This window comes from Meinhardsimonia xiamenensis (assembly GCF_900102905.1).
Classification (GTDB): domain Bacteria; phylum Pseudomonadota; class Alphaproteobacteria; order Rhodobacterales; family Rhodobacteraceae; genus Meinhardsimonia; species Meinhardsimonia xiamenensis.
This window is the reverse complement of record NZ_FNFV01000004.1, coordinates 77,905-103,012: the sequence shown is the minus strand read 5'-3', so window position 1 is coordinate 103,012 and position 25,108 is coordinate 77,905. Positions and strand designations below refer to the sequence as shown.

The window sequence follows — 25,108 nt, the reverse complement described above, 5'->3', positions numbered from 1 at the left end:
GGCCGTCTTCTTCGCGCTCGCCGCGCCCCGCACGCTCAGGACCAAAATCAACGAAGCCAGCTCGTTTCAATCGAATCCTTCGGAGGTCAGCGCGCGCCGAAAGGATTCCGTGAAAGGCTATGAGAGAAGCGGTCATGCGCCGCCCTTCCGCCCAGAGCGGCGCGCCTGCGCGGCCCGCGCTCGGGCCTCCTGCCGGCTCGGCCCGGCATACTTCGCGACCATCGCCAGAGCCTTGTGGCCCGTGATCGCCTGAATCTCATCGTCGGAACAACCCGCTGCGGCGAGCTCGGCGGCGGCGGTGTAGCGCCATCCATGGATCGTGTAGTCGAGCGCGCCGATGCGGTCTCTGATGCGACGGATTTCGGCTGCGGCGTAGTGGTAGGTGACAGGCCGGCCGTCGCGACCGCAGACGATCGTCATCCCGCGGCGGGGCAGACGCGCGAGGTAGGCGGCGAGGCGTGGCGTGAAGGGGATCCACAGGCGGCTGCCGGTCTTGCCCTGCCGGACTTCGATGCCGCCGTCGCGGATATCGGACCAGCGCATTTTCAGGACGTCGCCGATCCGCTGGCCGGTGCCGATGCAGAGCTCCATGGCCGTGCGTGCGATTGTGTCTGGCTCAGCGGCGGCGGCGAAGGCCTCGAGCTTGTCTTGTGGCCACGGGCGGTGCGGTCCGTCGCCCTTCTTCTTGAGCATCGGGATCCCGCGCGCGGGGTTGTGGGTCATCCAGCCCTGGTCGATGGCCTGCTCGAACAGAACGCTCAGAACCTGCACGATGTAATTCGCAAAGCGCATGCGGTCGCGGTTTTCGTCGCGGGCGCGGAGCACGTGGCGGCGCTCCATCTTCGCGGGGTCGAGCTCGCCGATCCTGTCGATGGCCCACAGAAGCACGCGCTCGTAGTCGCGGCGTGTGCGCGGCGCGAGCTTCGCCCAGCGCGCTGAGGCGCGGTAGTCCTCGATCAGTCGGCGGAAGGTGCGCCGGTTCGGCGCGGGCTTCAGCGGCGTGCCGCGTCTGGCGAGTGCGTATTTCTCGGGGAAATCGGGGTGATCGGGCGGCGGCATGGGGACGCGGACGCCTCCGCGCTCATAGTACCAGTAGGTGCGGCCCTTGGCGGTGCGGCGGTAGACGTATGGCGGTGCGTGGCGCTTCATTTCAGGCGGGGTCTATTGCCGGGCCCGGAAGTCGACGAAATCGAAGGACGGCGGTCCGGCCAGATCCTCGTCAGGGGCGCCGTCTATCTCAATGCGGCCGGCGCGGTAGTCAACGACGACGCGGACGCGGCTGAGCCCGGCGCGCATTGCCGCCCGCACGGCGGCTTCGATCTGGCTTGCGCGGAGAATCGTCCGTTCACTCATCATGGTCTCCGAACAGGTTCGGCGCCTCCGGCTCGGCATAGTCGGCTGCAATGGATTTCATGATCGCAATCCGGTATTCGGCTTCGGTCTCGGTGATCCGGCCGTGTGCGATCCAGCGCCGGTAGACGCGCTGGCGCATTCGTGCTTCGTCGAGAGCGGCGGCTCGGCGCGGCTGAATTCACGATCCGCCATTGGCTGCCTCGCCATCCAGCGTCTGTGCCGCGCGCTGGGCGGTGAGCGTCTCCTCGTCGAGCCGCACTATCGCGACACCAGGGACAAGGGTTCCGTCGCCGGTCTCGATGTCGTAGGTCGGTCGCGGGCCCAAGGTACGGCCGACCACGCGCCCCCTTTCCTCGGGCGCTGCGGGACCGCGCCGGAAGAAGACGGGATCTCCGCACCAGAAGGTGCAATTCGGGGCACTGAGGGTATTCTGCCTGATCCGGTCGATCGGTTGCATTGTGCCTCCTGAACAGAGGCCGGCCGGGATCCGTGAGTGGTGTGGGAAACTGGGCTCCCGGCCGGCAGGTGGGGCGGCGGTTGAGAGCGCCGCCCGGTCGCTGCGGTTCATGCCGCAGGCAGGGAGGATTCGGGACTGCCGCATGCGTGTGCCACGCGCGGTCAGGAGCGCGGCCCAGGCAAGGACGATCAGCTCGGGCCGGTCCCTGTAGCGCTGTGGGTTGGCGATGATGTGGACAGGCTCGGCGGGTAGGGTGTGCTGCGGGTACATGGCTGCGCCTGTGATCTGATCTGAACGCAGCGTAATGACCAAATCGGTCATCGTCAATGCAATAAATGACCTATTTGGTCACTCTGCTCCGGCCTGTTGATCGCGCGGATACGCACCTCCACACTCAATGCGGGAAACGTGCAAGAGGGAGTCTCGTATGCGGTTCTGGTCATCGAATCCGCGGTTGCTGCTGCTGGCGCTTTTGGCGGAGACTACGGGCGAGAGCCTGGATCAGCTGTTCTTCGGCAGTGAGGAGGCTTGGTCGGAGCGCTCGATTTCACGCATCCGCTCAGCGAGGTCGAGTGGGAGTTTATCCCACCGACCGAGGATGATGAAATCGAGTGTAACACCGAATTTTTCGACAAGAAGTGCCGCCACGGTGTCTGATATCGCCCGTTTGCCACCCTCGAAGCGCGACCAGTAGGTGCGCGGAATACCGAGAAGGTCCGCCATTTCCGATGGCCGCAACCCCAGTGCGCGGCGCAGCAGCGCGAGCCGGCGCCCGATCTGCTCGGGGCTCATCTGATGTCTCGTATGGTCACTAAGGCGCGCGTTGTCTGTCTTGAGCATGTGCTTACCGTGCTCCGGCTGTGGCCTTGAGGCAATTTCCGCTTTGGCATGTTGACAGGTGACCGATTCGGTCATTTTGTTGGAGCATGTCGAAGAGCCGGGTGATCGGAATTTTGCGGCTGTGGCCGGACCGCGCATCGGTCTGGGAGGACGCTCGCGTTGCGGATGAGACCCTTTCGATCGTGGCCGTCCACAGGTGGTTTCAACGCGGGTCGGTGCCGGCTCGTTACTGGAAAGCGTTGCTGGCGGGAGCCAAGCGGAGAGGCTTGGCGGTCACCGCTGACGATCTCGTCGCGGCCCATGCGGTGAGAAGGGAAGCCGCTGGATGATCGATTGGCAGGCATGGGAGACCACGGTGCGCGTGCCGCGTGGGCAGGTCCATCGCCTTGTCCGTAAACACAGCGTTTCCAGTGCTGGCGGTTCGACGGGGGAGCGAGATGCCGGAGCCTGATGGGGGCATGCCGCGCGGCGGCAGCGCGGTGATGGCGCACCGCGGGCCGGACGTGGCCGGTTTGGACGATTTCCCGACGCCGCCTTGGGCCGGCCGGGCGCTCTGCGAGTGGCTTCTGCGGCAGGGGCATGATCTCGCGCAGCAGCGGTGCCGGGAGCCGGCGGCCGGGCGCGGGGATCTGGCGCGGGCGCTCGGGGAGTACTTCGGCACGGTCGAGCAGATCGACGTGCACGACTACGGCGCGGGCAATCTCGACGCGGTCGAGGATTACCTGTCGCAGTGGCATTTGCGCTGGGTTGACTGGACGGTGACAAATCCGCCGTTCCGGCTCGCCGAGAGCTTCATCTGGATCGCGTTGTCGACATCGCGTCGCGGTGTCGCGATGCTTGTGCGGACGCAGTTCCTCGAGGGCGTCGGGCGGTGGGAGCGGCTGTACTCTGTGCATCCGCCCAGCGCCGTGCTGCAGTTTGCTGAGCGGGTTCCGATGCTGCGGGGCCGGCTTGATCGGCGGGGTTCGACGGCCACGGCCTACTGTTGGCTGGTGTGGGATTTCGAGGCTCAGGTGCGGGCAGGCGGGACGCGGCTGTGCTGGCTGCCGCCGTGCCGGGAAGCGCTGGATCGGGCGGGAGACTGGCCATGAGCGTGGAGGTGGCGAGCCTGATCCGGCGCAGTCGGCTGGGCCTCGGGGCCACGGCAAAGGCCGTGGCCATGTATCTGGCGGATCTGGCGTGCGACGACGGCGGCGGCATCTGGGCTGCGAAGGGGCGGATCGCGGCCGACTTGGAGCTCAGCAAGCGCGCGGTCCAGACGGCGATGAAGGCGCTTGTCGATGCGGGGTTCCTGGTCGAGGTCGGGACCCGTCCGTGCCGGAACGGCGCGACGATCGAGTACCGGCTGGCCATCGAGGTCATCGCTGGGCTGCCGTCGACGCGTGAGGAGGCGCGGCGGACGGACACTACATCTTGGGGTGAAGCAGATTCACGGGTGAAGGAGATTCACCCCTCGGGCCAGGAAGGGGTGAAGGAGATTCACCCCAGGGGTGAAGGAGATTCACCCCATGGGGTGAAGGAGATTCACCCTAACCATCCTAGAACCATCCTTGAACAAGGGGGGGGTGGGGAGGCGCGCGCGTGCGCGAGTAATCCGCCGGACACAACATCTGGTGGCCTCGATCAGCTGTTTGATCGCGTGCTGTTCGCAGCCGGGCATCGCTCCGGGCATCTGCCGGCGCGGTGGATGCCGCCTGCCGCGCTGCTGCACGTGGCTGGGTGGCGATCGCTCGGTCTTTCGGACGATGAGATCGTGCGGGCGGTCACGGAGACGCAGGCGAATTACCGGGAGCCGTCTCGGGGGCCGGAGGCCTTCGATTTCGCGATGAAGCGGTTCGCGGAGGAGAAGGCGCGCGCGGCGGCTGGCGTGGCGGCGCCTGTGGCGGGTGGTGAGCCGGCGCGCCGTCGGGTGCGGGCGCGTCTGCCCGAGGAGATCGAGGGGGGCGGTGGCGATGCAGGCGGCTGAAAAGCGCATGGTTGCGGACCGGCTGAACGCGTGGCTCGAGCGGTATCAGCCGCCGCGGTATCTGACGACGGACGAGGCGCTGCAGGAGGAGGCGGACACGCTGCTGCGAGTGCTCCTGCGGACGGCTCCGCCCCACGGGGTCGATCTGTGGATCGGCCGGGTGCTGGATCTGCTCGATGAGCGGGCGCGGACGCGGGCGTGGCCGATGGCAAGCGAGGTCAAGCGCGCGGGTCTTGATGCCCGTTCGCAGGTGCCTGTGCCGGAGGGGTCGGGCTGCGACGGGGACGTGGGGTCATGGGGCTGGTCGCTCAAGGTTCGGGCGCGCCGGGTGAACGAGGGCGCCGGATTCGGCGAGGGCGATCTGTGGGGACGGGATGCGTTGGAGATGTTGCGGACCGGCGCGGTGTCGCAGGACGTCATCGCCCAGCGCCGGCGGGAACTGGTTGCGCGGTGGATCGAGGTGTACGGCGAGGAGGCGGCGCGGCGGCGCCTCGAGGAGTTCGAGCGTCTGCACGACGGGGCGGTGCGGGTCATGGAGGCGCGCGAGGGTCCGGGGCGCGCGGGGCTTGATCGCGGCGCGCTGCAGGAGGCGGTGGCGCGGGTGCTGGACGCGGTGGCTGCGGCGCGCGGGACGGAGGGCGGCGTCTGATGGCACGGGCGCGGGAGGCGGCGATCCAGCGGGCCATCGTACGGGCTCTGCGGCTTGCGCTGCCGGGCACGGCGATCATCCATCACTCTCCGAACGAGCGGCGTGCCGGCGGAAAGGCCGCGCGGCGGGCGCAGGCGATCCTGGTCGGGATGGGCGTCTGTCCGGGCTGGCCTGATCTTGTGGTGCTGGCCGGCGGGCGCGTGGTGTTTCTCGAGGTCAAGGCGCCGGGAGGGCGGGTGAGCGCGGCGCAGCGTGCGTTCCGCGACGCGGTCGAGGATCAGGGGCATCATTGGGCGCTCGTGCGTTCGATTGACGACGCGCTCGGGGCGCTGTCGGAGGCCGGCGTGCGGGTCCGGGCGCGGTGTGTGCGATCTGTTCCGGGGGAGGCGGTGAAGGGAGGCGGGGCATGACCCGGCATGCGCGGGCGGCGGCGGTGTCGCGACGGGAGCGGCTTTGGCGGTGGGCGGTGCAGCATGATCTCGCTGCGCGCTATGCCCATGGGAATTCGAAGCTCGACGATCGGGCGGTGATGTGGGGCATGCTCTGCCACGCGATCCGTGTCTCCGCGCGCGCGGACGCTCCGCCTCCGAGGTCGGGGTATCCGTCGGCGTCGCCGGGGGCTTGGCTCGCGCCGGACGAGGTGACCTGGTGGCAGCGGGTGGCTGCGGCGCTGCGGGGCGAGACGGAGGAGGTCGAGCCGCCGGCGGCGCGGGCTCCGCATCCGGACGCCACGGAAATCGCCTTGCGCGACGAGGTGCTCGAGGTCTGGCACGGGCACGCGCTGCGCGGTCTCGGTGACTGGCGGCGCATCCGCCGCGCGGTTTATGCGCTCGCTGCGGGAGTGCCTGGACGGAAGGTTCAGGCGGAGAGCGGACTGAGCCGCGACCGGCTGAAGCATGCGCGCGCTCGCGGGATCGAGGATCTTCTGGCGGCTTGGCGGGATGGGCGTTGAAGCAGTCGCGGGATGGGGGTGAGAAATCGGTGCAAGCCTGCTGGAGCACGGCTATCGCCGCGGTTGAAAAAAATCCTTGCCCATTCGCCCATTTTTCGGGATGATTCCCGGCAAGATCGGAGGGGCGCGCGCCGCATGGCTCGCGCCTTTTTTCTGGCTTTCCCTTTCGCTTCAGGGGCCGGGGGGCCCGCCTCGGGTCCTTCCCGGCGCGGAAACGTATGCGGGCGGGCGGGGCCCCGTGCTTCGCTAGCGTCAGGCATTTCGTTTGGGTTCCGTGTTTGGGTTTCGGGTTTGGGTTTCGGGTTTGGGTTTCGGGTTTGGGTTAACGGCGCTGGGCAGAGTGGCGGGGGTTGACCATGCCTGCGCGGATGATGCGCGCGGCCGAGCTCGTTGCGAAGTTCGCGCCGGAGGCGCCTGCGGATGCGGTGGAGCTGGCAGAGCGGGAGCTCCTTTCCGGCACCGCGCGGGGAGCGGTGGTGATCTCGGAGGACGGCCGGGTTGTCGCGGGCGCGGCGCGGGTGCTGGCAGCGGAGCGGCTCGGGCTCGATCTGTTGCCGGTGCGCATGCTCGGGCAGTCGGGCGCCGAGGCGCGTCCGTTGCGGCGGCGGCGTGAGCGCGGGGTCGACAGCCGGAGCGGGTGCGAGGGGATCGTCGGTCAGACGGTCTGGCGGCCGGCGGTGTTCTCGCGCCACGATGTGTCCTGGATCGCCTGCCGGGCCTGGCGGTGCCGGACGCGCAAGCGGGACGTGGCGGCGTTTCGGGAGGCGAAGCGCTCGGCTCCGGAGCCGCTCCTGCGCTCGGCATCGGAGGAGCTTGCGGTGGTGATCCGGCGACTGTTCGGTGGCCTCGAGGGCTGGCGCGTGACGAACATCGCCTGCGGGAACAGCGGCACGGAGGAGTGCTTCGGCAAGCGGCTTGCGCGGGCGGTCGCGAGCGAGCTCGGGCTCGACCATGTGCAGCTGTTCGGCGACCGGGTTGTCGAGGGCGGATCGTCGCATCCTCGCCGGGCGGGCCGGATCGAGCCGCTCGAGCTGATCGGGGAAGCGCGCGGGCCGGTGCTGGTTGTCGACGATGTGGCCACAAGCGGATGGCACGTCGAGGAGGCGCTCGGGCTCTTGCGCTGGCGCGGAGTGTCGCCTTCGGCGGCGGCGGTGTGGATTTCGGGGGACGTGGCGTGAGCAGATCTGGCAAGCTCAGGGTCGAATACCGGCCGGTGAGCGCTCTGGCGCCTTACGCGCGCAACGCGCGGACGCATCCGGAGTGGCAGATCGCGCAGATCGCGGCCTCGATCCGCGAGTTCGGCTTCGCGAATCCGATCCTGGTTGACGCCGAGGGGGTGATCATCGCGGGCCACGGACGCCTGCTTGCCGCCCAGCGCATCGGGCTCGAGTCGGTGCCGGTGATAGAGCTCGGGCATCTGACGGAGGAGCAGCGCCGGGCGCTCGTCATCGCCGACAACAAGATCGCGGAGAATGCCGGCTGGGATGAGGAGATTCTCGCGGCGGAGCTGCAGGCGCTGTTCGAGAGCGGCTTCGATCTCGACGTGCTCGGCTTTGCGGACGACGAGCTCGATGCGCTCCTTGCCGGCGATCTGGAGGGGGACGTGCCCGCGCCGGCGCTGGGCGATGAGGACCATGTGCCGGAGGACGAGCCGGAGGCGGCTCCGGTGTCGAGGCCGGGGGATCTCTGGATCCTCGGGGAGCACCGGGTCATCTGCGGTGACGCGCTCGATCGCGAGGTGGTGGGCCGGCTGCTCGATGGGCATCTGGCGGACATGGTGTGGACGGATCCGCCCTATAACGTGGCCTATGAGTCGAAGGCCGGGCGGATCGCCAACGACGACATGGACGATGGTGCTTTCCGGCGCTTCCTGGTCTCTGCCTTGTCGGTTGCCGCGGATCATCTTCGGGCCGGGGGGCCGGTGTATGTGGCGCATGCGGACACGGAGGGCCTCGCCTTCCGGCGCGCCTTCCGCGATGCCGGGCTGAAGCTCAGCGGGTGCCTCATATGGGTGAAGCAGTCGCTGGTTCTCGGGCGGTCGGACTACCAATGGAGGCACGAGCCGATCCTCTACGGCTGGAAGCCGGGCGCGGCTCATCCCTGGTATGGGGGCCGGGCGCGGACGACGGTGATGGAGCGGCCGGGTGCGCCGGTGCAGATCCTGCCCGACGGGCGCGTGCAGGTGGAGATCGCGGGCCAGTGCCTCATCATCTCGGGGTCGGGCCTCGAGATCGAGGCGGTGGAGGGCTCGGTGCTGCGCCACGACAAGCCCAGCCGCTCATCTGATCATCCGACCATGAAGCCGGTGGCGCTGATCGCGGAGATGCTCGAGAATTCAAGCCAGGCTGGGGACGTGGTGCTGGATCCCTTCGGCGGGTCGGGGTCGACGCTGATCGCCTGCCACAAGCTCGGGCGGCGGGCGCGGCTTGTGGAGCTCGAGCCGCGTTTCGTGGACGTGATCGTTCGGCGCTGGGAGGGGTATTCGGGCCTTGAGGCGGTGGACGAGGACGGCCGGTCTTTTGAGGCGGTTGCGAGGACGCGCCGTCGCGAGGCGGCGTGAGTTGGCTTGGCGGTCATGGGAGGAGCAGGAGGAGCAGCGGCGCGAGCGCTGCCCCCCATCCGAGGACGAGCAGGGCAGCGTCTGTCAAGAGATCGAGGCATTCGGCCAGACGGCGGAGGGCCGGGTGCATCCGGCGGCGGCGGCTCTCCTGCAGTCGGTTCCATGCGGGGCCTGTGTTGGTGATGCCGTAGGCCTCCTTGTCGGAGGCCTGCCGGTGAAGTTCGCGTGCCTGGTTCGGGTGCATCAGATCAGGCCGAGGGCTTCCGCGGCGTCATGGTCGATGTCGTTGACGTCGCCGGTGGCGATCCGTTCGCGCAGTTCCGCGAGGGCGATGGCGCGCCACCAGTTGCTGCGGCCGGTGGCGAGGTCAATGAGGGCGGGACCGCTCAGGAGCTTGGCCTTTTCGGCGGTGGTCATGGCCGGGATGGCGGAGCGGCGGCGGTTGGCGATCATGGCGGTGTCTCCCTGCGGGGTCAGTTGCGGTAATCGATGCCGGTGCGGCGCTCGAGCTCGGCGCAGGCGTTTTCGAAGGCCTCGGCCAGGATGGGGTCGTGGCCGCGCCCGCGCATCGAGACGATCATGTCTTCGATGCTGTCGATGAGTTCGCGGAGTTCGGGGTTCTGGAGGGCCTCCATCAGGTTCATGGGGCGGGTCTTGGGGGTCATGGCGGGTCTCCTTTCCATGTCTCCACCATGGCAGAAAACACTCGATTCGCCAAGCTAACACGCTGAAAAACAACGATAAAAATCGGTCTAACGTGAAAACGGGGTGCTGGCATGAGCCGCAGGCGGAAGGAGCCGGCGCTGCCCGCTCGGCTGCGGCGCCCGCGCGCGCTGCGCTATGTTGGCGCGTCGGTGCAGAAGGTGATCAGCCGCGTGGATACGGCGGCGGAGTGCATCGGCCCGCTTGAGCCGGGCGTGCACATCACCGGCGCCACGGCGGGGCAGTTCTCGGCCATCGACGCGGTCGAGCACATGGTCGAGCAGCTGCATCCGTGCTCGGTGCGGGTCTCGACCTGGACGACGGGGATCTATGACGTGGAGCGGCTGCAGGAGCTGAAGTTCCTCGGTCTCGCCACGGACGTGCGCTTCCTGCTGGACCGGGCAACCTTCGAGAAGAGCCCGCAGTTCGCGGGCCCGATGATCGAGCGTTTCGGGGTGGATACGTTCCGCTGCTGCGCGGTGCATGCGAAGGTCATCGTGGTGGACGGCGGGCCGGGACGGCGGGCGGCGTGGCGGTCCTCGATGAACCTGAACAAGAACCTGCGGACGGAGAACTTCGACATCTCGGTGGACGACGGGATCGCCGAGTTCTGGGGGCAGTGGTTCGACGGGCTGTGGGATTGGTCGGGGAGGTCGCGGGACAATCGCGCCATCATCCAGGCGGTCTATGATCGCTGGCTGTCGCAGGGGTCCGGGGGAGCTGCATCGGATCCGCATGAGGGCGCGGGCGGCGGGTCGGGCCTGATCACGGCCGAGGAGTTCGCTGCCTGGTTCGGGGATTGAGGCGGTCGCGATGGGGGTGACGAAGGCCGAGTTCGCGGCGCTTCGGGGCGTGAGCCGCGCGGCGGTCAACAAGGCCATCGCCTCGGGCCGGATCTCGCTCGAACCGGACGGGTCGATCGATCCCGAGCGCGCGATGCGCGAGTGGGATGCGAACACGGATCCGGCGAAACAGCGGGGGGTTCACGCGGGGAAGGCGCTTTCGCCGGAGGAGAAAGAGCGGCGGCGCCGGGAAGCGGAGCAGCGCCGTCTGGAGCGTGTGGCGCGCCGGGCGGAGAATTTCACGGAGGAGCAGCGGCAGGCGGTTCGGGAGTTCGACGAGGCTGCGGATGCGCGCGAGCGGGCGGGCGCCAGGCCGGGCGTGGCGCCGGGTGCCGGGATCGAGGGCGCGGGCGGCATCGACATCAACAAGGCGCGGACGGCCAAGACCTTCTACGAGGCGCAGCTCATGCGCCAGAAGTTCCGGCAGCAGGAGGGCGAGCTTGTTCCGCGCGAGGCGGCGGAGAAGATGGTGACGGCGCTGGCGCGGCGGGTCCGCGACGCGCTGCTGGCGTGGCCGACGCGTGTGTCGGCGGAGATGGCGGCGGAGCTTGGGGTTGAGGCGCGGGAGCTCGAGCAGGTGCTCGAGCGGGCGTTGTGGGATTTTCTGGCCGAGCAGTCGGAGGTGAAGGTGAAGCTGGGGGGCGATGGTCGGAATGCCGCAGGCTGAGGCGTTCCAGGGCGAGGCGGCGCTCCGGGCGGCCTGGCTCTCGGGCCTCGCGCCGGATCCGCGCCAGACGGTTTCGGAGTGGGCTGACAGGCACCGCATCCTGCCGCAGCGGGCGGCGGCGGAGCCGGGGCCGTACCGGACCGCGCGGACGCCGTATCTGCGGGAGGTCATGGACGAGCTGTCGCCCATGTCGCCGGCCCGCAAGGTGGTGTTCATGAAGGGCGCGCAGATCGGCGCGACGGAGGTGGGCAACAACTGGATAGGCTACATCATGCACCGCGCGGCGGCGCCGGTGCTGGCGGTGCAGCCGACGACGGAGCTCGCGAAGCGTCTGTCGCAGCAGCGGATCGATCCGCTGATCTCGGAGAGCCCGGCGTTGCGGGAATTGGTGGCGCCGGCGCGCTCACGCGACTCGGGCAACACGACGTTCTCGAAGTCGTTCCGCGGCGGGCAGTTCATCCTGACCGGCGCCAATTCGGCGGCGGGGCTGCGCTCGATGCCGGCGCGGTTCGTGTTCCTCGATGAGGTCGACGCCTATCCCGGCGACGTCGACGGCGAGGGCGATCCGGTGGCGCTGGCGGAGGCGCGCACCGCGACGTACGGGCATCGCGCGAAGGTGTTCGTGGTGTCGACGCCGACGATCCGGGGCGTGAGCCGGGTCGAGCGGGAGTTTCTGGCGTCCGATCAGCGGCGCTACCACGTTCCCTGCCCGCATTGCGGCGGGCTACAGTGGCTGAAGTTCGAGCGCCTGCGCTGGCCGAAGGGGCTGCCGGAGCAGGTCGCCTACGTCTGCGAGCATTGCGAGGAGCCCTTCGAGGAGCGGCACAAGGCGCGCATCCTTCGGGAGGAGCACGGGGCGTGCTGGATCCCGACGGCGCCGCCCGAGCAGGTGGAGGAGGCGCGGCGGGCCGGGGTGGTGGGCTTCCATCTCTCGGCGCTCTACTCGCCGCTCGGCTGGCAGAGCTGGGAGGCGATCGCGCGGGCCTGGGAGGCGGCGCAGGGCAACGACGCGGCGCTGAAGGTGGTGAAGAACACCATGCTCGGGGAGACCTGGGCGGAGCGGGGCGAGGCGCCCGACTGGGAGCGGCTCTATGAGCGGCGCGGTCCGCACCAGCTCGGGGAGCTGCCCGAGGGCGCGGTCCTGCTGACGGCCGGGGCCGACGTGCAGCGCGACCGGGTCGAGGTCGACGTGTGGGGCTGGGGTCGCAATCTGCGGTCGTGGCTGATCGAGCATGTGGTGATCGAGGGCGAGATGGGCGCGCCGCGGGTGATCGGGGCGCTCGACGAGCTCTTGCGCCGGACCTGGCGGCATCCGGGCGGCTCGGAGATGCCGATCCAGCGGCTGGCCATCGACTCCGGCGACGGGGTCACGACGGAGGCGGTCTACGCCTGGGTGCGCGGGCAGTCGCGCGATCGGGTCATGGCGATCAAGGGCGTGCATCACGCGGCCTCGGGCAGTCCGGTGGACGGGCCGCGCTGGGTGGAGGTCACGCGGCGCGGGCGGAAGGTCAGGCGCGGGGTGCAGCTGTGGACGATCCAGGTGGGCTTCTTCAAGTCCGAGACCTACCGCTATCTTCGGCTGAACGCGCCGACAGATGAGGAGCTGGCGGAGGGCAAGGGGTGGCCGGCGGGCTACATCCACATTCCGCGCGGGATCACGTCGGAGTGGGTGCGGCAGCTGACGGCGGAGCAGCTGGTTACGGTCAATCTCCGGGGCGGCCGGACCAGGCTGGAGTGGCAGCAGGTCCGTGAGCGCAACGAGGCGCTGGACTGCCGGGTCTACGCGCGCGCCGCAGCCTGGCTTGTCGGGATCGATCGGTGGGATGAAGGGGTCTGGATCCAGCGCGAGCTTGAGCTCGATCCGCCTCAGCCGGTCGGAGGCGCGGCGGAGGCGCGGCGGGTGGTGAGCGAGCCCGGCGCGGGGCCGGATCCCGCGCAGCTGCCGAAGCGGCGGCAGAGCTGGCTCGGGCCGAGAGGAGGCAGGGGATGAGCGGATTTTCGGAGGAGGAGCTCGAGGCGCTGCGGCGGGCCTATGCGTCGGGGACGCTGACGGTGAAAACCGGCGAGCATCAGGTGACCTACGGCTCGGCGGCCGATCTGCTGGCGCGGATCCGTTACATTGAGCAGCGTCTGGCGTCGGCCTCGGGCCCGGCCGCGGTCGCAGGATTCGCTTCCTTCAGGAGGCCGCGATGAGGCGCCGGCGGTCCATGCTCGGGCGCATACTCGGGGCGCTGGGCGGTGGACGCGCCGCGCCGGAGCGGCGCGAGTACGAGGCGGCGCGGCGCGGGCGCGGCACCGAGGGCTGGATCGCGGCCGGGACCAGCGCGGACGCGGAGATCGCGGCGGCGGGCCCGGCCCTGCGGGAGCGGATGCGCGATCTCGTACGCAACGACGCGCTCGCGGCAAACGCGGTGCAGGTGCTTGTCTCGAACATCGTTGGCGCCGGGATCCGGGCGCGGGCGGCCGGGCCGGATGCGGAGGAGAACAGGCGGGCGGACGAGGTGTGGCGGCGCTGGGCGGCGCGCGCCGATGCCGACGGGCATACGGATTTTCACGGGCTGACCGCGCTGGCGGTGCGCGAGATGATCGAGGGCGGCGAGGTGATCGCGCGGCGCATCCGGCGCCGGACGTCCGATGGCCTGCCGGTGCCGCTGCAGGTGCAGATCCTCGAGGCGGATCATCTGGACGACGGCAAGAACGAGGAGCTGCCCGATGGCGGGCGCATCGTGTCGGGGATCGAGTACGACGCGCAGGGGCGGCGCCGGGCCTACTGGCTCTATCGCGATCATCCCGGCGACCGGACGGCCTGGGTCGGGCGGAGCATGGAGTCGCAGCGGGTGCCGGCCGAGGACGTGGCGCATCTGTTCGAGCGGCAGCGGGTGCAGAACCGGGGCGTGCCCTGGGGCGTGCCGGCCATCACGGGCCTGCGCGAGCTCGGGGACTGGCGGACGGCGGAGCTCACGCGGAAGAAGATCGAGGCCTCGACGGTCGCCTTCGTCTTTGCCGACGAGGAGGGCGAGTCCATCGCGCCGGTGGTGATCGACAGCGACGGGAACCGGGTCGAGCAGTTTGAGCCGGGGCTCATCTCCTACGTCCGGCACGGCAAGGACGTGAAGTTCAACAATCCGGCGTCGACGTCGGGGATCTACGAGTGGAATCGGGTGCAGCAGCACACCATCGCGGCGGGCTTCCGGGTGCCGTATGCGCTGCTGACGGGCGATCTCTCCCAGGTCAACTTCTCGAGCTCGCGGGTCGGGCTCAACGAGTTCCGGCGGATGGTCGAGGCGGTGCAGTGGCACACGGTCATCCCGATGTTCTGCGAGCGGATCTGGGGCTGGGTGATGGACGCGGCATTCACGGCGGGGCTCGTGCCGCGGCCGGACATCCCGGCCGAGTGGGGACCGCCGCGCTTCGAGAGCGTGAATCCGCTGCAGGACGTGCAGGCGGACATCCTCGAGGTGCGTGCGGGCTTCGCCACGCCGCAGCAGATGATCGCGAAGCGCGGCTATGATCCGGACGCGGTGTTGGGGGAATGGGCGCAGGCGGCGGAGATGATGGACGCGGCGGGGCTCGTTTTCGACAGCGATCCGCGGCGGACGACGAAGGGCGGCTCGGAGCAGCCGTCGGAGACTGCGGCGGCATCCGGCCCGTCGGAGTCGGGCGATCAGTAACAGGAGCATGGTCATGCCGAGGGATACGGTGATGCTGCCCGTCGAACGGCGGGCGGCGGAGGTGAGGCGCGTCCAGGGTTCGGGCGGGGCGAAGGAGGGTGACGTCATCGAGGTGGTCTGGACCACGGGCGCGCGGGTGCAGCGCCGGCGGTTCGAGGGTTGGGATTCGGTGACGGAGTACGACGAGGAGCTCGTGGTGGAGCCCGGCGCCGTGCGGCTCGAGCGGCTCGATGCCGGGGCGCCGTTCCTGGACACGCATTGGGCCGGTCAGGTGCATTCGATCCTGGGCTCGGTGGTGCCCGGCTCGGTGCGGCTCGAGGGCGGCATCGGGGTGGCGCAGGTGCGGCTCACGCAGGCCGAAGATGCGAGGCCGGTGGTGCGGCGCATCCTCGAGGGCCATGTGGCGGTCTCGGTCGGCTACCGGGTGCACCGCTACGAGATCGAGAAGCGCGACGGCGAGCGTGAGCTGTGGCGGGCGGTGGACTGGGAGCCGCTGGAGATTTCGGCGGTGGCCATTCCGGCGGACGCGGGGGCGCGGGTGCGCTCCGATGAGGGCGAGCGCGCGGAGTGCGTGCTCGAGTGGAGAGGTGCCGCGGGCGGGGCGGCGAAATCGAAAGGGACGACCATGAAACGGACGGAGAAGGGCGCGGTCGCGGCGGCGGCCGTGGAGGAGCCGCAGGCGGTGGATGCCGGGACTGCGGAGAAGCGCAGTGAGGCGCAGGCCGAAAAGCGAAGCGAGCCGGCGGAGAAGCCCGCGGCGGGCGCGGATGCGGCGGCGCAGGCGCGTCGGACGGCGGCGGAGATCCTGCGGCTTTGCGAGCGGCACGGTCTGGCGCAGTCCTTCGGGGCCGATCTGATCGAGCGTGGCGTGGCGCTGGATGAGGCGCGCGCGGCGATCCTCGATCATCTGGCGGAGGCGCAGGCGGAGGCGCCGCGCCGCGGCGAGCCGGCGCCTGCCCAGGCGCGGCGCGACGACGGCGGCTATCGCGAGGCGATGGCGGCGGCGTTGCTGCACCGGCACAGCCCGACCGAGTTCGAGCTGCCTTCCGGCTCGCGGGAGTTCATCGGGCGCTCGCTTCTGGAGCTGGCGCGCCACGCGCTCGAGCGCGGCGGGGTGTCGACGCGCGGCATGGGCCGGATGGAGCTTGCGGGCGCCGCGCTTCTCGGGCGGGCCGGCATGCATTCGACGAGCGATTTCCCGCTGATCCTGGCGAATGTGGCGAACAAGACGCTGCGCCAGGCCTACACGCGGGCAGCGCGGACCTTCACGCGCTGGGCGCGGCGCCGGACGATCTCCGACTTCAAGCAGGTCTCGGTGACGCAGCTCTCCGGCGCGCCGAGCCTTGTGTATGTGCCGGAGTCGGGCGAGTTCCGCTATGGCACGATCTCGGAGAGCCGGGAGGTCTATGCGCTGCTGACCTACGGGCGGATCATCGGGATCACGCGGCAGGTGCTGATCAACGACGATCTCGACGCCTTCACGCGGATCCCGGCGGCGTTCGGCGCGGCGGCGGCGGATCTGGAGTCGGACATCGTCTACTCGATCCTGTCGACGAACCCGCAGATGGGCGACGGCAATCCTCTGTTCGATGCCGCTCACGGCAACGAGGGCACGGCCGCGGCCATCACGGAGGACTCGCTGGCGGAGGCCTACCGGAAGTTCGCCGCGCAGACGGGCCTTGACGGGCGCAAGATCTCGGTGCTGCCGCGGTGGCTGATCGTGCCTCCGGGCTCGCGGGCGGTCGAGGCGCGCAAGCACGTGACGGCGACCACGCCGGCCTCGGCTTCGGACGTCAATGCCTTCGCGGGCCAGCTCGAGGTGGTGGAAGAGCCGCGGCTGCTGCCCGACTCGGGGACCGATCCGTGGTTCCTGGCGGCGGATGCGGCGCGCATCGACACGGTGGAGTACGCCTATCTGGAGGGTCAGGAGGGCGTCTACACGGAGGTGCGTCAGGGCTTCGAGGTCGATGGCGTCGAGATCAAGGCGCGCCACGATTTTGCGGCGAAGGCCATCGACTGGCGGGGTCTGTTCCGCAACGCCGGCGCCTGATCCTGAGTGAGGTTGCGCGCCGTTGCTCTCCTTGGCGGCGCGCCTTGGCCGCGCGTTTGAGGGTCTGCGCGGCCTTCCCGGCCGGGGTTTCGGCGGTCGCCCCGGCCGGGAACCGAACATGCGTCCGGCGGGGTCCGGGCGTGTCCATTCCTGCCGTCAATCCTCCCGGCGGCGGGGGATGCGCCGGGGCGGCGCTGCCGCTCCCGCGCGCGAGTGAAATCGAAAGGGAAAACTCATGCGGAATTTCGTCTATCCGGGCGACCGGATGCAGATCACGGCCGGCTCCGCGATCGCGAGCGGCCAGGGCGTGCTTGTGGGCTCGATCTTCGGGGTGGCCGAGGGCGACATCGCCTCGGGCGCCTCGGGCGTCATCGTGCTGACCGGGGTCTATGACTTGCCCAAGGCCGGGGCGCAGGCCTGGAGCGCGGGCGACAAGGTCTATTGGGACGTGGGGGCCGGTCAGTGCACCACGTCTGACGGCGCCGGGGCGAACACGCTTATCGGGGTCGCCTGGCAGGCGGCGGGCTCGGCCGACACCACGGGGCGGGTGCGGCTCAACGGCGCGGCCGTATGAGCGCTCTGGAGACTGCGATCCGCGCGCTGTTCGCGGATCGCAACATGGCCGACGATGCGACGTGGCTGCCGGGTGGCGCCGGGCCCGGCATCCCGGTGCGCATCATTCGCGCGCGGCCGGAGGAGCTTGTCGACTGGCAGGGCACGGTGGCGGTCGGGGACGGCTATGTGGTGCGGGTGCCGGTCGGGAGCGTGCCGGATCTGGCCATCGGGGATCGCTTCGAGATCGGCGGTGAGACGGTCGAGGTGGTCGGTGAGCCGCGGCGTGACGAGCGTCGGCTTGTCTGGACGGCGGAGGTGAGGCCGGTCTGATGCGGCTGGAGCTGCGTGAGGTTGCCGGCGCGGCGGCGGCGATGCGCGAGGTCGTGCGCGACGGCGAGCGGGCGGTGACGCGCGGCGTGCATGGCGCGGGCGCGGAGCTCAAGGCGGCGTGGCGCGCGCAGATCCAGCGGGCGGGCCTCGGTCGGCGGCTCGCGAATTCGATCCGCTCGCAGGGCTATCCGCGTGAGGGCGAGAGCATCCGTGCGGCGGCGCTGGTATGGTCGCGGGCTTCGCATATCGTGGGCACGTTCGACGACGGCGCGGTGGTGCGGGCGCGCGGGGGCCGGTTTCTGGCCATCCCGCTGCCGGCGGCGGGGCGCGGACGCGGCGGCAGGCGGCCGAGCCCGAGGGAATTCGAGGCGCGGACGGGCATCAGGCTGCGCTTCATCCGCCGCCGGTCGGGCGGCGGCATCCTGGTGGCCGAGGGCAGGCTGAACAAGCGCGGCCGCGCCATGCGCTCGCGCTCGAAGACCGGCCGGGGTCTGGCCTCGATTCCGGTTTTCGTCCTTGTGCCGCAGGTGCGGCTCGAGAAGCGGCTCGATCTCGATCGGGACACGCGGCGGATCGAGGCGGAAATTCCGGGGCGGATCGTGGCGGCGTGGAGGGACTGATGCGGCAGAGGTTGCCTGAGCGCCGTCCGTCGGAGACGCGGGTGATATCATGGCGCGGGGGCGAGATCGCGGTCACGATCGGGCTCGATCCGGCGACCGGCGCGCCGCGCGAGGTGTTTGCTTCCGGCTTCCGCTACGGTTCCGACGTGGCGGCGGCGCTGGATGATGCCTGCGTGGTGATCTCGCTGGCGCTGCAATGGGGCGCGCGGGCAGAGGATCTGCAGAGATCGCTCGGGCGTGTCGAGGTCGCGACCTTCTCGGGTCTGGAGGTGGAGGCGGCGAGCGTGATCGGCGCCGTGGTGGATTGCCTGGTCGAGCGGGAGCGCTCGGGGCCGGTCGCGTAGGGCATGCCCGTTTTTTCGACCAACCAGTAGGTGCCAAAAACGGGCACGGGCGCTGCGGCGCTGGAGGGGTGAATGCGGAAATCCGAGCAGGTGCTGCAGGCCTTGGCGGCGGTGATCGAGGCGGGCCTGCCGGCGGGCGCGGCGTTCCGGCGCGGGGGCTCGCTGCCGGCGAGGGTGCCGGCCGGGGGGCTTGTGATCCTTCGGGACGGGGATCCCGGCGAGCCGGAGGTGCTGCTGTCGCCTCCGACATACGTCTATCAGCATCGCGCGCAGCTCGAGGTGCTGGCGGACGGGTCCAATCGCGAGGCGGTGTTCGACTCGCTCTGCGCGGCGATAGGGGTGGCCCTGGCGGGGGACCGGACGCTTGGCGGGGTCTGCGATTGGGCGGAGCCCGAGGCGCCGGCGCCCGAGGAGCTCTCCGAGGACGGCGGCGAGGGAATGAAGGCGGCGGTGGTGCCGGTGGTGCTGCACTACGCGACCGGCGATCCGCTTGAGTGATCTGATCATCGGAAGGAGCAGGAAATGGCGCGGGCACAGGGCGCGCGGGCGCAGATGGCGCTGGCGTGGGAGTCGAGCTACGGGGTGGCGCCCGTCTCGGGATATACGAAGATGCCGTTCGTCTCGAGCTCGCTCGGGGCGGAGCAGCCGCTTCTGGAATCGGACCTGCTGGGCTACGGCCGCGACCCGCTGGCGCCCTTGAAGGACGCGGTCACGGCGGATGGCGACATCACCGTGCCGCTCGACGCCGAGGCCTTCGGCTTCTGGCTCAAGGCGGCGTTCGGGGATCCGACGACGACGGGCGCGGGGCCCTATACGCATGAGTTTCGCTCGGGCTCCTGGTCGCTGCCGAGCATGTCGGTCGAGATCGGCATGCCGGAGGTGCCGCGCTTCGCGATGTATTCGGGCTGCGTTCTCGACCGGCTGGGCTGGCGGATGGAGCGGTCGGGGCTTTTGACGGCGACGGCGCAGCTCGTTGCGCAGGGCGAGGCGGTCGCCTCGAGCTCGGGGGCCGGCACGCCGGCGGAGGTCACGATCGAGCGCTTCGGGCATTTCAACGGCGAGATCCGGCGCGAGGGTGTTGCCCTGGGCAATGTGGTGTCTGCCGAGGTGAGCTACGCGAACAATCTGGACCGGATCGAGACCATCCGCGATGACGGCAAGATCGACGGCGCCGATCCCTCCATCGCGGCGCTCACCGGCTCGATCGACGTGCGCTTCGCGGACTCGACGCTTGTGGACCAGGCCATTGCCGGCACGGCCTGCGAGCTTGTGTTCGAATACACGCGCGCCTCGGGTGAGCGGCTGACCTTCACGGCGCATGAGGTCTATCTGCCGGTGCCGCGCATCTCCATCGACGGGCCGCGCGGCGTGCAGGCCTCCTTCGACTGGCAGGCGGCGGTGGACGGCGCGCTCGGCCGGATGTGCACCGTCGAGCTGGTAAACGACGTGGCGGCCTACTGATGCTGAGGCTCGATCTGTCCAATGAGCCGCGCTGGTATGAGCTGGCGCCGGGCGTACGGGTGCAGCTGCGCCCGCTGACCACGGCGCTGATGGTTGGGGCGCGCGGGGATCCTGCGGTGGAGGCGGTGCCGGCGGAGGCCTCGGATGAGGAGCGGGCGCTGGCCTTCGCAAAGGCGCTGGCGCGGCGGGCGGTGCTGGCCTGGGAGGGCGTCGGAGACGGGGAGGGCAACGCGCTTGAGCCGTCGCCGGAGGCGATCGATGCGTTTCTGGATCTGTGGCCGGTCTTCGAGGCCTTCCAGGCTGTTTATGTCTCGAAGGGCCTGTTGCTGGAGCAGGAAAAAAACGCCTCTGCGCTCTCGCCGAGTGGGTCTTCGGCGGGGGCGCCGACTACTGTGGAGCCTGCGTTCAGGAGTGCCCGGACTGCCCGATGAGGGAGCACGCCGCGCGGACGCTGGAGGGCGCGCAGGTATGGGATGTGGTGCAGCGCGCGGGCGGGCAGCTGCGTGCCGTGCCGGGGGCCGTGCTCGGCTATGACATGACGGCGGTGCTGGCGCTGGCAGCCGCGCTGGGCGTGCCTCCGGCGGCGGTGGCGGAGCTCGTGCCGCCCATCGAGGCGGTGCTTGTGCGCGCGCTGAATGCGAGGATCGGGGAGCGCGATGGCTGAAAAGCGGGTGAGCGTCCGGCTCGTTGCGGTCGGGGGCCGGCAGCTCAAGGCGGAGCTCGAGGACGCGGGCCGGGCGGGCGAGCGCGGCTTCCGGCGTCTGTCTGCGGAGGTGCAGGCGGCGAATGCGCGGCTTGCCGGGATCGCGCGGCAGGCGAAGCTGGCGGCGGCGGCGATGGCCGCGGCGGTTGCCGCGGCGGGCGTCGCCATGGTGCGCTCGGGTCTCGAGACGGTCGATGCGCAGGCGAAACTGGCGCAGTCGCTGCAGACCACGGTCAAGTCGGTGCAGGTGCTGGCGCGCGCGGCCGATCTTTCGGGGGTTGCCTTCAAGGGCCTGCAGGAGGGTGCATCGCGGCTCACGCGGCGCCTGTCGCTGTTCGCGGAGAATGGCGGCGGGCCGGGCGCGAAGGCCATCGAGCGGCTGAAGCTCAATGCGGAGGAGCTGCTGGCGCTGCCGCTCGATGAGCGGATCGCGCGCGTGACGGAGGCGATCCGCGAGCAGGGATCGGAGGCGGAGCAGGCGGCGCTGTTCTCGCAGCTGTTCGGCGATACGGCCTATGTGGCGCTCAGCCGGGTGGATACGGCCACGCTCCGGCAGGCGGCGGCGGATGTCGAGGCCTTCGGGGTGGCGGTGTCGGAGGCGGATGCCGACCAGATCGAGCGCACCAATGACGCAATTTCGCGGCTCGGGCTGATCTGGCGGGGGCTCTCTAACCAGCTGGCGGTCGCGGCCGCGCCGGCGCTCGAGGCGGTGGCGGATGCGCTGGCGGCGGTGGCGCAGCGGTCGGGGCTGCTCGGGCAGGCGATCACGCTTGTCTTCGATAATCTGGCGCGTCTCGGCACCTACGCCACGACCTTCGCCGCCTTCATGGCCGGTCGATGGGTTGTGGGCTTGGCGGGGGCGGCGCTGTCGGTGCAGGGCCTCGCCACGGCGCTCGTTGTCCTGCGCGGGGCGCTCATCCGGACCGGCATCGGCGCGCTGATCGTCGGTGCGGGCGAGCTCATCTACCAGTTCTCGAGGCTTGTGCAGGGCGCGGGCGGCTTCGGTGAGGCCTTGAAGCTCCTGGGGGATGTGGCGGTCGAGGTGTGGGGCCGGATCCGCGAGGGTGCCTGGACCATCGCGCTTCGGGTGGAGGCTGTCGGCTGGCGGATGAGGGCGGCCTGGGTCGACGCGCTCGCCTTCATGCAGGACAAATGGGCGCGGTTCCTGAAGCTCCTGTCGGAGGGGCTGTTCAAGATTCCCGGCATGAAGGATCTCGCGCTCGACGTCGGACTCGACGCGGCCTTCGCGGGGCAGGCGGTGGATGAGCTGCGCAAGACAGCCGAGGAGTATCGGTATTACGCCGGCAATCTTGGCGATCAGGCGGATATCCTGGCGGACCGGATCATGAGGCCGCTCGAGTCGCTTGAGCCTCTGCGGGAGGCGATGCGGGCGGCGGGCCAGGAGGGCGCGCAGGCTCTCGAGGAGGCGCAGGAGGTGGCGGAGGAGCTCGCGCGGAGCATCGAGCAGGCTGGCGCGGCGGCGGGCGGAGCCGGGGGAGGCGGCGGTGAGGCGCAGGCGCAGGGCCTGGCGGCTGTGGTGAAGAGCCTTTCGGAGTACGCCGCTCAGGCGCGCAGCATTGCGGGCGATATCGGGGAGAGCCTCGTCAATGCCTTCCGCAGTGCCGAGGACGCGGTGGCGGAGTTCGTCAGGACGGGGCAGCTCAAGGTGGGGGAGCTTGTGACGTCGATCATCGCCGATCTGGCGCGGCTGGCTGCTCGGAAGTACATCGTCGGGCCGCTGGCGTCAGGGTTGTCGAGCGTGCTCGGCAGCATAGGCGCGAGCATTTTCCATGGTGGTGGCGAGGTCGGAGGACCGGCGCCATCGCGCATGGTGCCGGCGCTCGCCTTCGCGGGCGCGCCGCGCATGCATTCCGGCGGGTGGGCCGGGCTTCGCGCGGACGAGGTTCCGGCGATCCTGCAGCGTGGCGAGCGGGTGCTGAGCCGGCGGGAGGCGCAGGCCTTCGCCGGGGGCGGCGGGGTGAATGTGACCATCGTCGCGCGCGACGTGGAGAGCTTCCGGCAGTCGCGCACGCAGGTTGCGGCGGATATCGCGCGGGCGGTCGCGCTGGGCCGGCGGGGGCTGTGAGCCATGGCGTTTCACGATGTGCGGTTTCCCGACGACATCAGCCGGCGCGCTCGCGGCGGGCCGGAGCGGCGGACGCAGATCGTGGAGCTTGCCTCGGGACTCGAGGAGCGCAACGCGAGCTGGGCCGACTCGCGGCGGCGCTATGACGTCGCCTACGGCATCCGGCGCGCCGATGATCTCGCTGCCGTCGTCGCCTTCTTCGAGGCGCGCAACGGGCGCCTTTACGGCTTCCGGTTCAAGGACTGGGCCGACTACAAGTCCTGCCTGCCATCGCAGACGCCTTCGGCGACCGATCAGGTGATCGGCACCGGGGACGGCGCGACGACGGCTTTTCAGCTGGCGAAGGCCTACGCCTCGGGCGCACAGAGCTGGACGCGGGCGATCCGCAAGCCGGTTGCGGGGACGGTGCGGGTGGCGCTCGACGGCTTCGAGCAGGCGGACGGCTGGACGGTCGATACCGGCACGGGCGTGGTGACCTTCGACGTGCCTCCGGGGGCGGGGGTCACCATCTCGGCCGGCTTCGAGTTCGACGTGCCGGTGCGGTTCGAGAGCGATGCGCTGGACGTGACGCTCGATGTCGAGCGGCTCGGCTCGATCGCCTCGATTCCCCTTGTCGAGGTGCGCGAATAGCTTGATCGGTCTATATGTGGTGCAGGTGATGAGCGAGCCGGGTGGCGGATGGATCGCGGCGGTCATGAGGGAGGTGCTCGCCTCGAGCACGGTGATCCTGGCTCTGTGGGGGGCGCTGGGCGGCGCGACGAGCGCGCTGACCACGCGCATGCGTCTGCGCGACGCATTGCGGCACATCGTCATCGGCGCGTTCATCGCGGCTGGCATGGGGAGTCTGTCGATGGTGGTGATCGCGGCATGGCTGAGACTTCCGGAGGCGGCGATCCCGGCGGGTGGAGCGGCGGGGTCGGCGGCGTATCTCGTCGGGGTGTTCGGGGCGGCCTTCGTGGAGATGGTTCACGCTCGGCTGCGGGCGGCGCAGCGGGACGTGTCGGATCAGGAGGACAAATGAGCGGGCTTGTGCGGCGCGTTCAGGCGGCGCGTGAGCGCTCACTCGATCCCGTCGAGCTGTTCTGGCGGCGGGTCCGGATCGGGGTGATTGGAGCGGTGGTGATCCTGGTGATCTCCGCGCTCGTCTGACGACGGCAATCTGCGAGGGCTGAATGAGGACAAGCGCGCGGGGCATGATGGCCCTGGCGCGGCACGAGGGAATCGTGCCTGCGCCGTATCGTGACTCCGGGGGAACGTGGACGTTCGGAATCGGTCACACGGCTGCGGCCGGGCCTCCGGATCCGGCTGGCATGCCGCGCGGGATGCCGGAGGATCTGGACGCGGCCTTGGCCCAGGCCTTAGAGCTGTTCCGCGGCGATCTGCGGCGGGTCGAGCGGGAAGTGCTCGAGGCGGTGCGGGTGCCGCTCGCCCAGCATGAGTTCGACGCGCTCGTTTCCTTCCATTTCAACACCGGCGGGATCGGCCGCGCGGCGCTGACGCGGCATCTGAATTCCGGTGATCGGGAGGCGGCGGCGCGGGCCTTCATGGGCTGGCGGCGGCCGGAGGCGATCATTCCGCGCCGCGAGGCGGAGCAGGAGCTGTTCCGGACCGGGCGGTATGTGATCGGGTCGGTGCCGGTCTGGCGCGCCGACGAGAGGGGCCAGGTTGATTTCTCCGCGCCGGTGCGACTGCTGCAGCCGGCGGCGATTCTGGCATGGCTTGATGCGGGCGCGGCGGATGCATCCGGGGATGCGGGGTGGCCGGGGCGGCTCATTTCGGCGCTCTGGCGGCTGTTGGGGAGGAGGCGTTGATGGGCCTGCGCTACATCCGACCGAAATCCTTGACCTGGTGGGCGGGGGTTCTCTCGGTTGCGACGGGCGTCGCGTCGGTGGTGTTGCCTCCAAGCGGTTCGCTGTCGGAGCTGGCGCGCCTGATCTCGCTGCTTGCCGGTTCGGGTGACGCCTCGCCCGCCGGGCTCATCTTCCTCGGTCTCGGCCTGATCGGCCTGCGAGACCGGATCGAGCGGGGGTTCCGGGGTGATCGGTGATCTCGGACAGCTTCTGGCCTGGGCGCTGGGCGCGGCCGGGCTGTTGGGGGGGCTTCTGGCCGGCCGGCTGCTCGGCCGGGCGCAGGGGCGGCGCGAGGGACGGCGGGAGGCGGAGCGCGATGCGCTGGAGGACACTCTTGAGCGGATGGAGCGGGGCCGCGCGGCGGTGGCGGAGGGCCGCGCCGGCGGCGATGATCCTGCTGAGCGGCTGCGCCGCAACGACGGCGCCTGGTGATGCGGGCTGCGCGGCCTA

35 protein-coding genes are annotated in these 25,108 nt (G+C 70.2%); 28 read left to right on the top strand and 7 right to left on the bottom strand.

The window, feature by feature from the left end; genetic code table 11:
- Nucleotides 1-132: 132 nt before the first annotated feature.
- The 5 genes from BLQ14_RS09570 to BLQ14_RS09555 all read right to left on the bottom strand — a co-directional run bounded on the left by BLQ14_RS09570 (nucleotide 133) and on the right by BLQ14_RS09555 (nucleotide 2,725).
- A complete protein-coding gene (locus BLQ14_RS09570) occupies nucleotides 133-1,149 on the bottom strand; it encodes a tyrosine-type recombinase/integrase (protein ID WP_092500341.1) in 1,017 nt (338 codons plus the stop codon).
- A gap of 12 nt (nucleotides 1,150-1,161) precedes the next feature.
- Nucleotides 1,162-1,353 carry a hypothetical protein gene (locus tag BLQ14_RS09565; protein ID WP_092500340.1) on the bottom strand — a complete coding sequence of 64 codons (192 nt, stop codon included), beginning with the start codon at nucleotides 1,351-1,353 and terminating at the stop codon, nucleotides 1,162-1,164.
- Nucleotides 1,346-1,492 carry a hypothetical protein gene (locus tag BLQ14_RS15415; protein ID WP_170068451.1) on the bottom strand — a complete coding sequence of 49 codons (147 nt, stop codon included), beginning with the start codon at nucleotides 1,490-1,492 and terminating at the stop codon, nucleotides 1,346-1,348. Before BLQ14_RS15415 ends, BLQ14_RS09565 begins: the two co-directional genes overlap by 8 nt.
- A 39-nt stretch (nucleotides 1,493-1,531) precedes the next feature.
- Entirely contained in the window at nucleotides 1,532-2,131 is a 600-nt protein-coding gene (locus BLQ14_RS15485; RefSeq protein WP_092500339.1) for a hypothetical protein, read from the bottom strand.
- Between the two features lie 180 nt (nucleotides 2,132-2,311).
- A complete protein-coding gene (locus BLQ14_RS09555) occupies nucleotides 2,312-2,725 on the bottom strand; it encodes a helix-turn-helix domain-containing protein (RefSeq protein ID WP_170068453.1) in 414 nt (137 codons plus the stop codon).
- A gap of 362 nt (nucleotides 2,726-3,087) precedes the next feature.
- Between BLQ14_RS09555 and BLQ14_RS09550 the strand changes: the two genes are divergently transcribed.
- From BLQ14_RS09550 to BLQ14_RS09520, 7 genes are all read left to right on the top strand, one after another.
- The gene (locus BLQ14_RS09550; protein WP_211295360.1) at nucleotides 3,088-3,741 is read left to right on the top strand and encodes a hypothetical protein; all 654 of its coding nucleotides are present in this window, start codon (nucleotides 3,088-3,090) and stop codon (nucleotides 3,739-3,741) included.
- Nucleotides 3,738-4,616, top strand: a complete 879-nt coding sequence (locus tag BLQ14_RS09545) for a helix-turn-helix domain-containing protein (protein WP_092500336.1) — start codon at nucleotides 3,738-3,740, stop codon at nucleotides 4,614-4,616. Before BLQ14_RS09550 ends, BLQ14_RS09545 begins: the two co-directional genes overlap by 4 nt.
- Nucleotides 4,603-5,265, top strand: coding sequence for a hypothetical protein (locus BLQ14_RS09540; RefSeq protein ID WP_092500335.1), 663 nt, complete (start codon nucleotides 4,603-4,605; stop codon nucleotides 5,263-5,265). Before BLQ14_RS09545 ends, BLQ14_RS09540 begins: the two co-directional genes overlap by 14 nt.
- Complete coding sequence (locus BLQ14_RS09535; RefSeq protein WP_092500334.1) at nucleotides 5,265-5,675, top strand: VRR-NUC domain-containing protein; 411 nt, start codon at nucleotides 5,265-5,267, stop codon at nucleotides 5,673-5,675. The genes BLQ14_RS09540 and BLQ14_RS09535 overlap by 1 nt, the downstream gene beginning before the upstream one ends.
- Entirely contained in the window at nucleotides 5,672-6,217 is a 546-nt protein-coding gene (locus BLQ14_RS09530) for a hypothetical protein (protein WP_092500333.1), read from the top strand. The genes BLQ14_RS09535 and BLQ14_RS09530 overlap by 4 nt, the downstream gene beginning before the upstream one ends.
- 356 nt (nucleotides 6,218-6,573) lie before the next feature.
- Nucleotides 6,574-7,395 (top strand): hypothetical protein, encoded by an 822-nt coding sequence (locus BLQ14_RS09525; protein ID WP_092500332.1) that lies wholly within the window; start codon nucleotides 6,574-6,576, stop codon nucleotides 7,393-7,395.
- Nucleotides 7,392-8,777, top strand: coding sequence for a site-specific DNA-methyltransferase (locus BLQ14_RS09520; protein WP_211295372.1), 1,386 nt, complete (start codon nucleotides 7,392-7,394; stop codon nucleotides 8,775-8,777). Before BLQ14_RS09525 ends, BLQ14_RS09520 begins: the two co-directional genes overlap by 4 nt.
- A gap of 243 nt (nucleotides 8,778-9,020) precedes the next feature.
- Here the strand turns inward: BLQ14_RS09520 and BLQ14_RS09510 are convergent, their stop codons facing one another.
- Entirely contained in the window at nucleotides 9,021-9,230 is a 210-nt protein-coding gene (locus BLQ14_RS09510; RefSeq protein WP_092500329.1) for a hypothetical protein, read from the bottom strand.
- A gap of 20 nt (nucleotides 9,231-9,250) precedes the next feature.
- Nucleotides 9,251-9,442 carry a hypothetical protein gene (locus BLQ14_RS09505; protein WP_092500328.1) on the bottom strand — a complete coding sequence of 64 codons (192 nt, stop codon included), beginning with the start codon at nucleotides 9,440-9,442 and terminating at the stop codon, nucleotides 9,251-9,253.
- A 111-nt stretch (nucleotides 9,443-9,553) separates the two neighbouring features.
- Here BLQ14_RS09505 and BLQ14_RS09500 point away from each other — a divergent pair, with 111 nt between their 5' ends.
- The 21 genes from BLQ14_RS09500 (at nucleotide 9,554) to BLQ14_RS09400 (ending at nucleotide 25,090) form a co-directional block, all read left to right on the top strand.
- Nucleotides 9,554-10,282, top strand: coding sequence for a phospholipase D-like domain-containing protein (locus BLQ14_RS09500; RefSeq protein WP_092500327.1), 729 nt, complete (start codon nucleotides 9,554-9,556; stop codon nucleotides 10,280-10,282).
- 10 nt (nucleotides 10,283-10,292) lie between these two features.
- The gene (locus BLQ14_RS09495; RefSeq protein ID WP_092500326.1) at nucleotides 10,293-10,988 is read left to right on the top strand and encodes a hypothetical protein; all 696 of its coding nucleotides are present in this window, start codon (nucleotides 10,293-10,295) and stop codon (nucleotides 10,986-10,988) included.
- Nucleotides 10,975-12,978, top strand: coding sequence for a phage terminase large subunit family protein (locus BLQ14_RS09490; protein WP_092500325.1), 2,004 nt, complete (start codon nucleotides 10,975-10,977; stop codon nucleotides 12,976-12,978). The genes BLQ14_RS09495 and BLQ14_RS09490 overlap by 14 nt, the downstream gene beginning before the upstream one ends.
- The gene (locus tag BLQ14_RS09485; protein ID WP_092500324.1) at nucleotides 12,975-13,181 is read left to right on the top strand and encodes a phage head-tail joining protein; all 207 of its coding nucleotides are present in this window, start codon (nucleotides 12,975-12,977) and stop codon (nucleotides 13,179-13,181) included. The genes BLQ14_RS09490 and BLQ14_RS09485 overlap by 4 nt, the downstream gene beginning before the upstream one ends.
- Nucleotides 13,178-14,659, top strand: a complete 1,482-nt coding sequence (locus tag BLQ14_RS09480) for a phage portal protein (protein WP_092500323.1) — start codon at nucleotides 13,178-13,180, stop codon at nucleotides 14,657-14,659. Before BLQ14_RS09485 ends, BLQ14_RS09480 begins: the two co-directional genes overlap by 4 nt.
- A gap of 13 nt (nucleotides 14,660-14,672) precedes the next feature.
- The gene (locus BLQ14_RS09470; RefSeq protein ID WP_143004479.1) at nucleotides 14,673-16,709 is read left to right on the top strand and encodes a prohead protease/major capsid protein fusion protein; all 2,037 of its coding nucleotides are present in this window, start codon (nucleotides 14,673-14,675) and stop codon (nucleotides 16,707-16,709) included.
- Between the two features lie 235 nt (nucleotides 16,710-16,944).
- Nucleotides 16,945-17,283, top strand: coding sequence for a DUF2190 family protein (locus BLQ14_RS09465; RefSeq protein ID WP_092500320.1), 339 nt, complete (start codon nucleotides 16,945-16,947; stop codon nucleotides 17,281-17,283).
- Entirely contained in the window at nucleotides 17,280-17,594 is a 315-nt protein-coding gene (locus BLQ14_RS09460; RefSeq protein ID WP_092500319.1) for a head-tail joining protein, read from the top strand. The genes BLQ14_RS09465 and BLQ14_RS09460 overlap by 4 nt, the downstream gene beginning before the upstream one ends.
- Nucleotides 17,594-18,214, top strand: a complete 621-nt coding sequence (locus tag BLQ14_RS09455) for a DUF6441 family protein (protein ID WP_092500318.1) — start codon at nucleotides 17,594-17,596, stop codon at nucleotides 18,212-18,214. The genes BLQ14_RS09460 and BLQ14_RS09455 overlap by 1 nt, the downstream gene beginning before the upstream one ends.
- A complete protein-coding gene (locus tag BLQ14_RS09450) occupies nucleotides 18,214-18,558 on the top strand; it encodes a TSCPD domain-containing protein (protein ID WP_143004478.1) in 345 nt (114 codons plus the stop codon). Before BLQ14_RS09455 ends, BLQ14_RS09450 begins: the two co-directional genes overlap by 1 nt.
- Before the next feature lie 72 nt (nucleotides 18,559-18,630).
- The gene (locus BLQ14_RS09445; RefSeq protein ID WP_092500316.1) at nucleotides 18,631-19,056 is read left to right on the top strand and encodes an acyl-CoA transferase; all 426 of its coding nucleotides are present in this window, start codon (nucleotides 18,631-18,633) and stop codon (nucleotides 19,054-19,056) included.
- A gap of 24 nt (nucleotides 19,057-19,080) precedes the next feature.
- Nucleotides 19,081-20,019: a phage tail tube protein gene (locus BLQ14_RS09440; protein ID WP_092500315.1), complete on the top strand. Its 939-nt coding sequence runs from the start codon at nucleotides 19,081-19,083 to the stop codon at nucleotides 20,017-20,019.
- A complete protein-coding gene (locus tag BLQ14_RS09435) occupies nucleotides 20,019-20,450 on the top strand; it encodes a hypothetical protein (RefSeq protein WP_092500314.1) in 432 nt (143 codons plus the stop codon). Before BLQ14_RS09440 ends, BLQ14_RS09435 begins: the two co-directional genes overlap by 1 nt.
- Entirely contained in the window at nucleotides 20,447-20,683 is a 237-nt protein-coding gene (locus tag BLQ14_RS09430; protein WP_092500313.1) for a DUF7697 family protein, read from the top strand. The genes BLQ14_RS09435 and BLQ14_RS09430 overlap by 4 nt, the downstream gene beginning before the upstream one ends.
- Nucleotides 20,676-22,808, top strand: coding sequence for a phage tail tape measure C-terminal domain-containing protein (locus BLQ14_RS09425; protein WP_245657057.1), 2,133 nt, complete (start codon nucleotides 20,676-20,678; stop codon nucleotides 22,806-22,808). The genes BLQ14_RS09430 and BLQ14_RS09425 overlap by 8 nt, the downstream gene beginning before the upstream one ends.
- 3 nt (nucleotides 22,809-22,811) lie before the next feature.
- Complete coding sequence (locus BLQ14_RS09420; RefSeq protein WP_092500311.1) at nucleotides 22,812-23,438, top strand: DUF2460 domain-containing protein; 627 nt, start codon at nucleotides 22,812-22,814, stop codon at nucleotides 23,436-23,438.
- A 1-nt stretch (nucleotide 23,439) separates the two neighbouring features.
- Nucleotides 23,440-23,829 carry a hypothetical protein gene (locus tag BLQ14_RS09415; RefSeq protein ID WP_245657056.1) on the top strand — a complete coding sequence of 130 codons (390 nt, stop codon included), beginning with the start codon at nucleotides 23,440-23,442 and terminating at the stop codon, nucleotides 23,827-23,829.
- Entirely contained in the window at nucleotides 23,826-23,957 is a 132-nt protein-coding gene (locus BLQ14_RS15615) for a hypothetical protein (RefSeq protein ID WP_281220847.1), read from the top strand. Before BLQ14_RS09415 ends, BLQ14_RS15615 begins: the two co-directional genes overlap by 4 nt.
- A 44-nt stretch (nucleotides 23,958-24,001) precedes the next feature.
- Nucleotides 24,002-24,619: a lysozyme gene (locus BLQ14_RS09410; protein WP_245657054.1), complete on the top strand. Its 618-nt coding sequence runs from the start codon at nucleotides 24,002-24,004 to the stop codon at nucleotides 24,617-24,619.
- Nucleotides 24,619-24,855, top strand: a complete 237-nt coding sequence (locus tag BLQ14_RS09405; protein ID WP_092500309.1) for a hypothetical protein — start codon at nucleotides 24,619-24,621, stop codon at nucleotides 24,853-24,855. Before BLQ14_RS09410 ends, BLQ14_RS09405 begins: the two co-directional genes overlap by 1 nt.
- On the top strand, nucleotides 24,845-25,090 hold the full coding sequence (locus BLQ14_RS09400; protein ID WP_092500308.1) for a hypothetical protein: 246 nt from the start codon (nucleotides 24,845-24,847) through the stop codon (nucleotides 25,088-25,090). Before BLQ14_RS09405 ends, BLQ14_RS09400 begins: the two co-directional genes overlap by 11 nt.
- The last annotated feature ends 18 nt before the right edge of the window (nucleotides 25,091-25,108 follow it).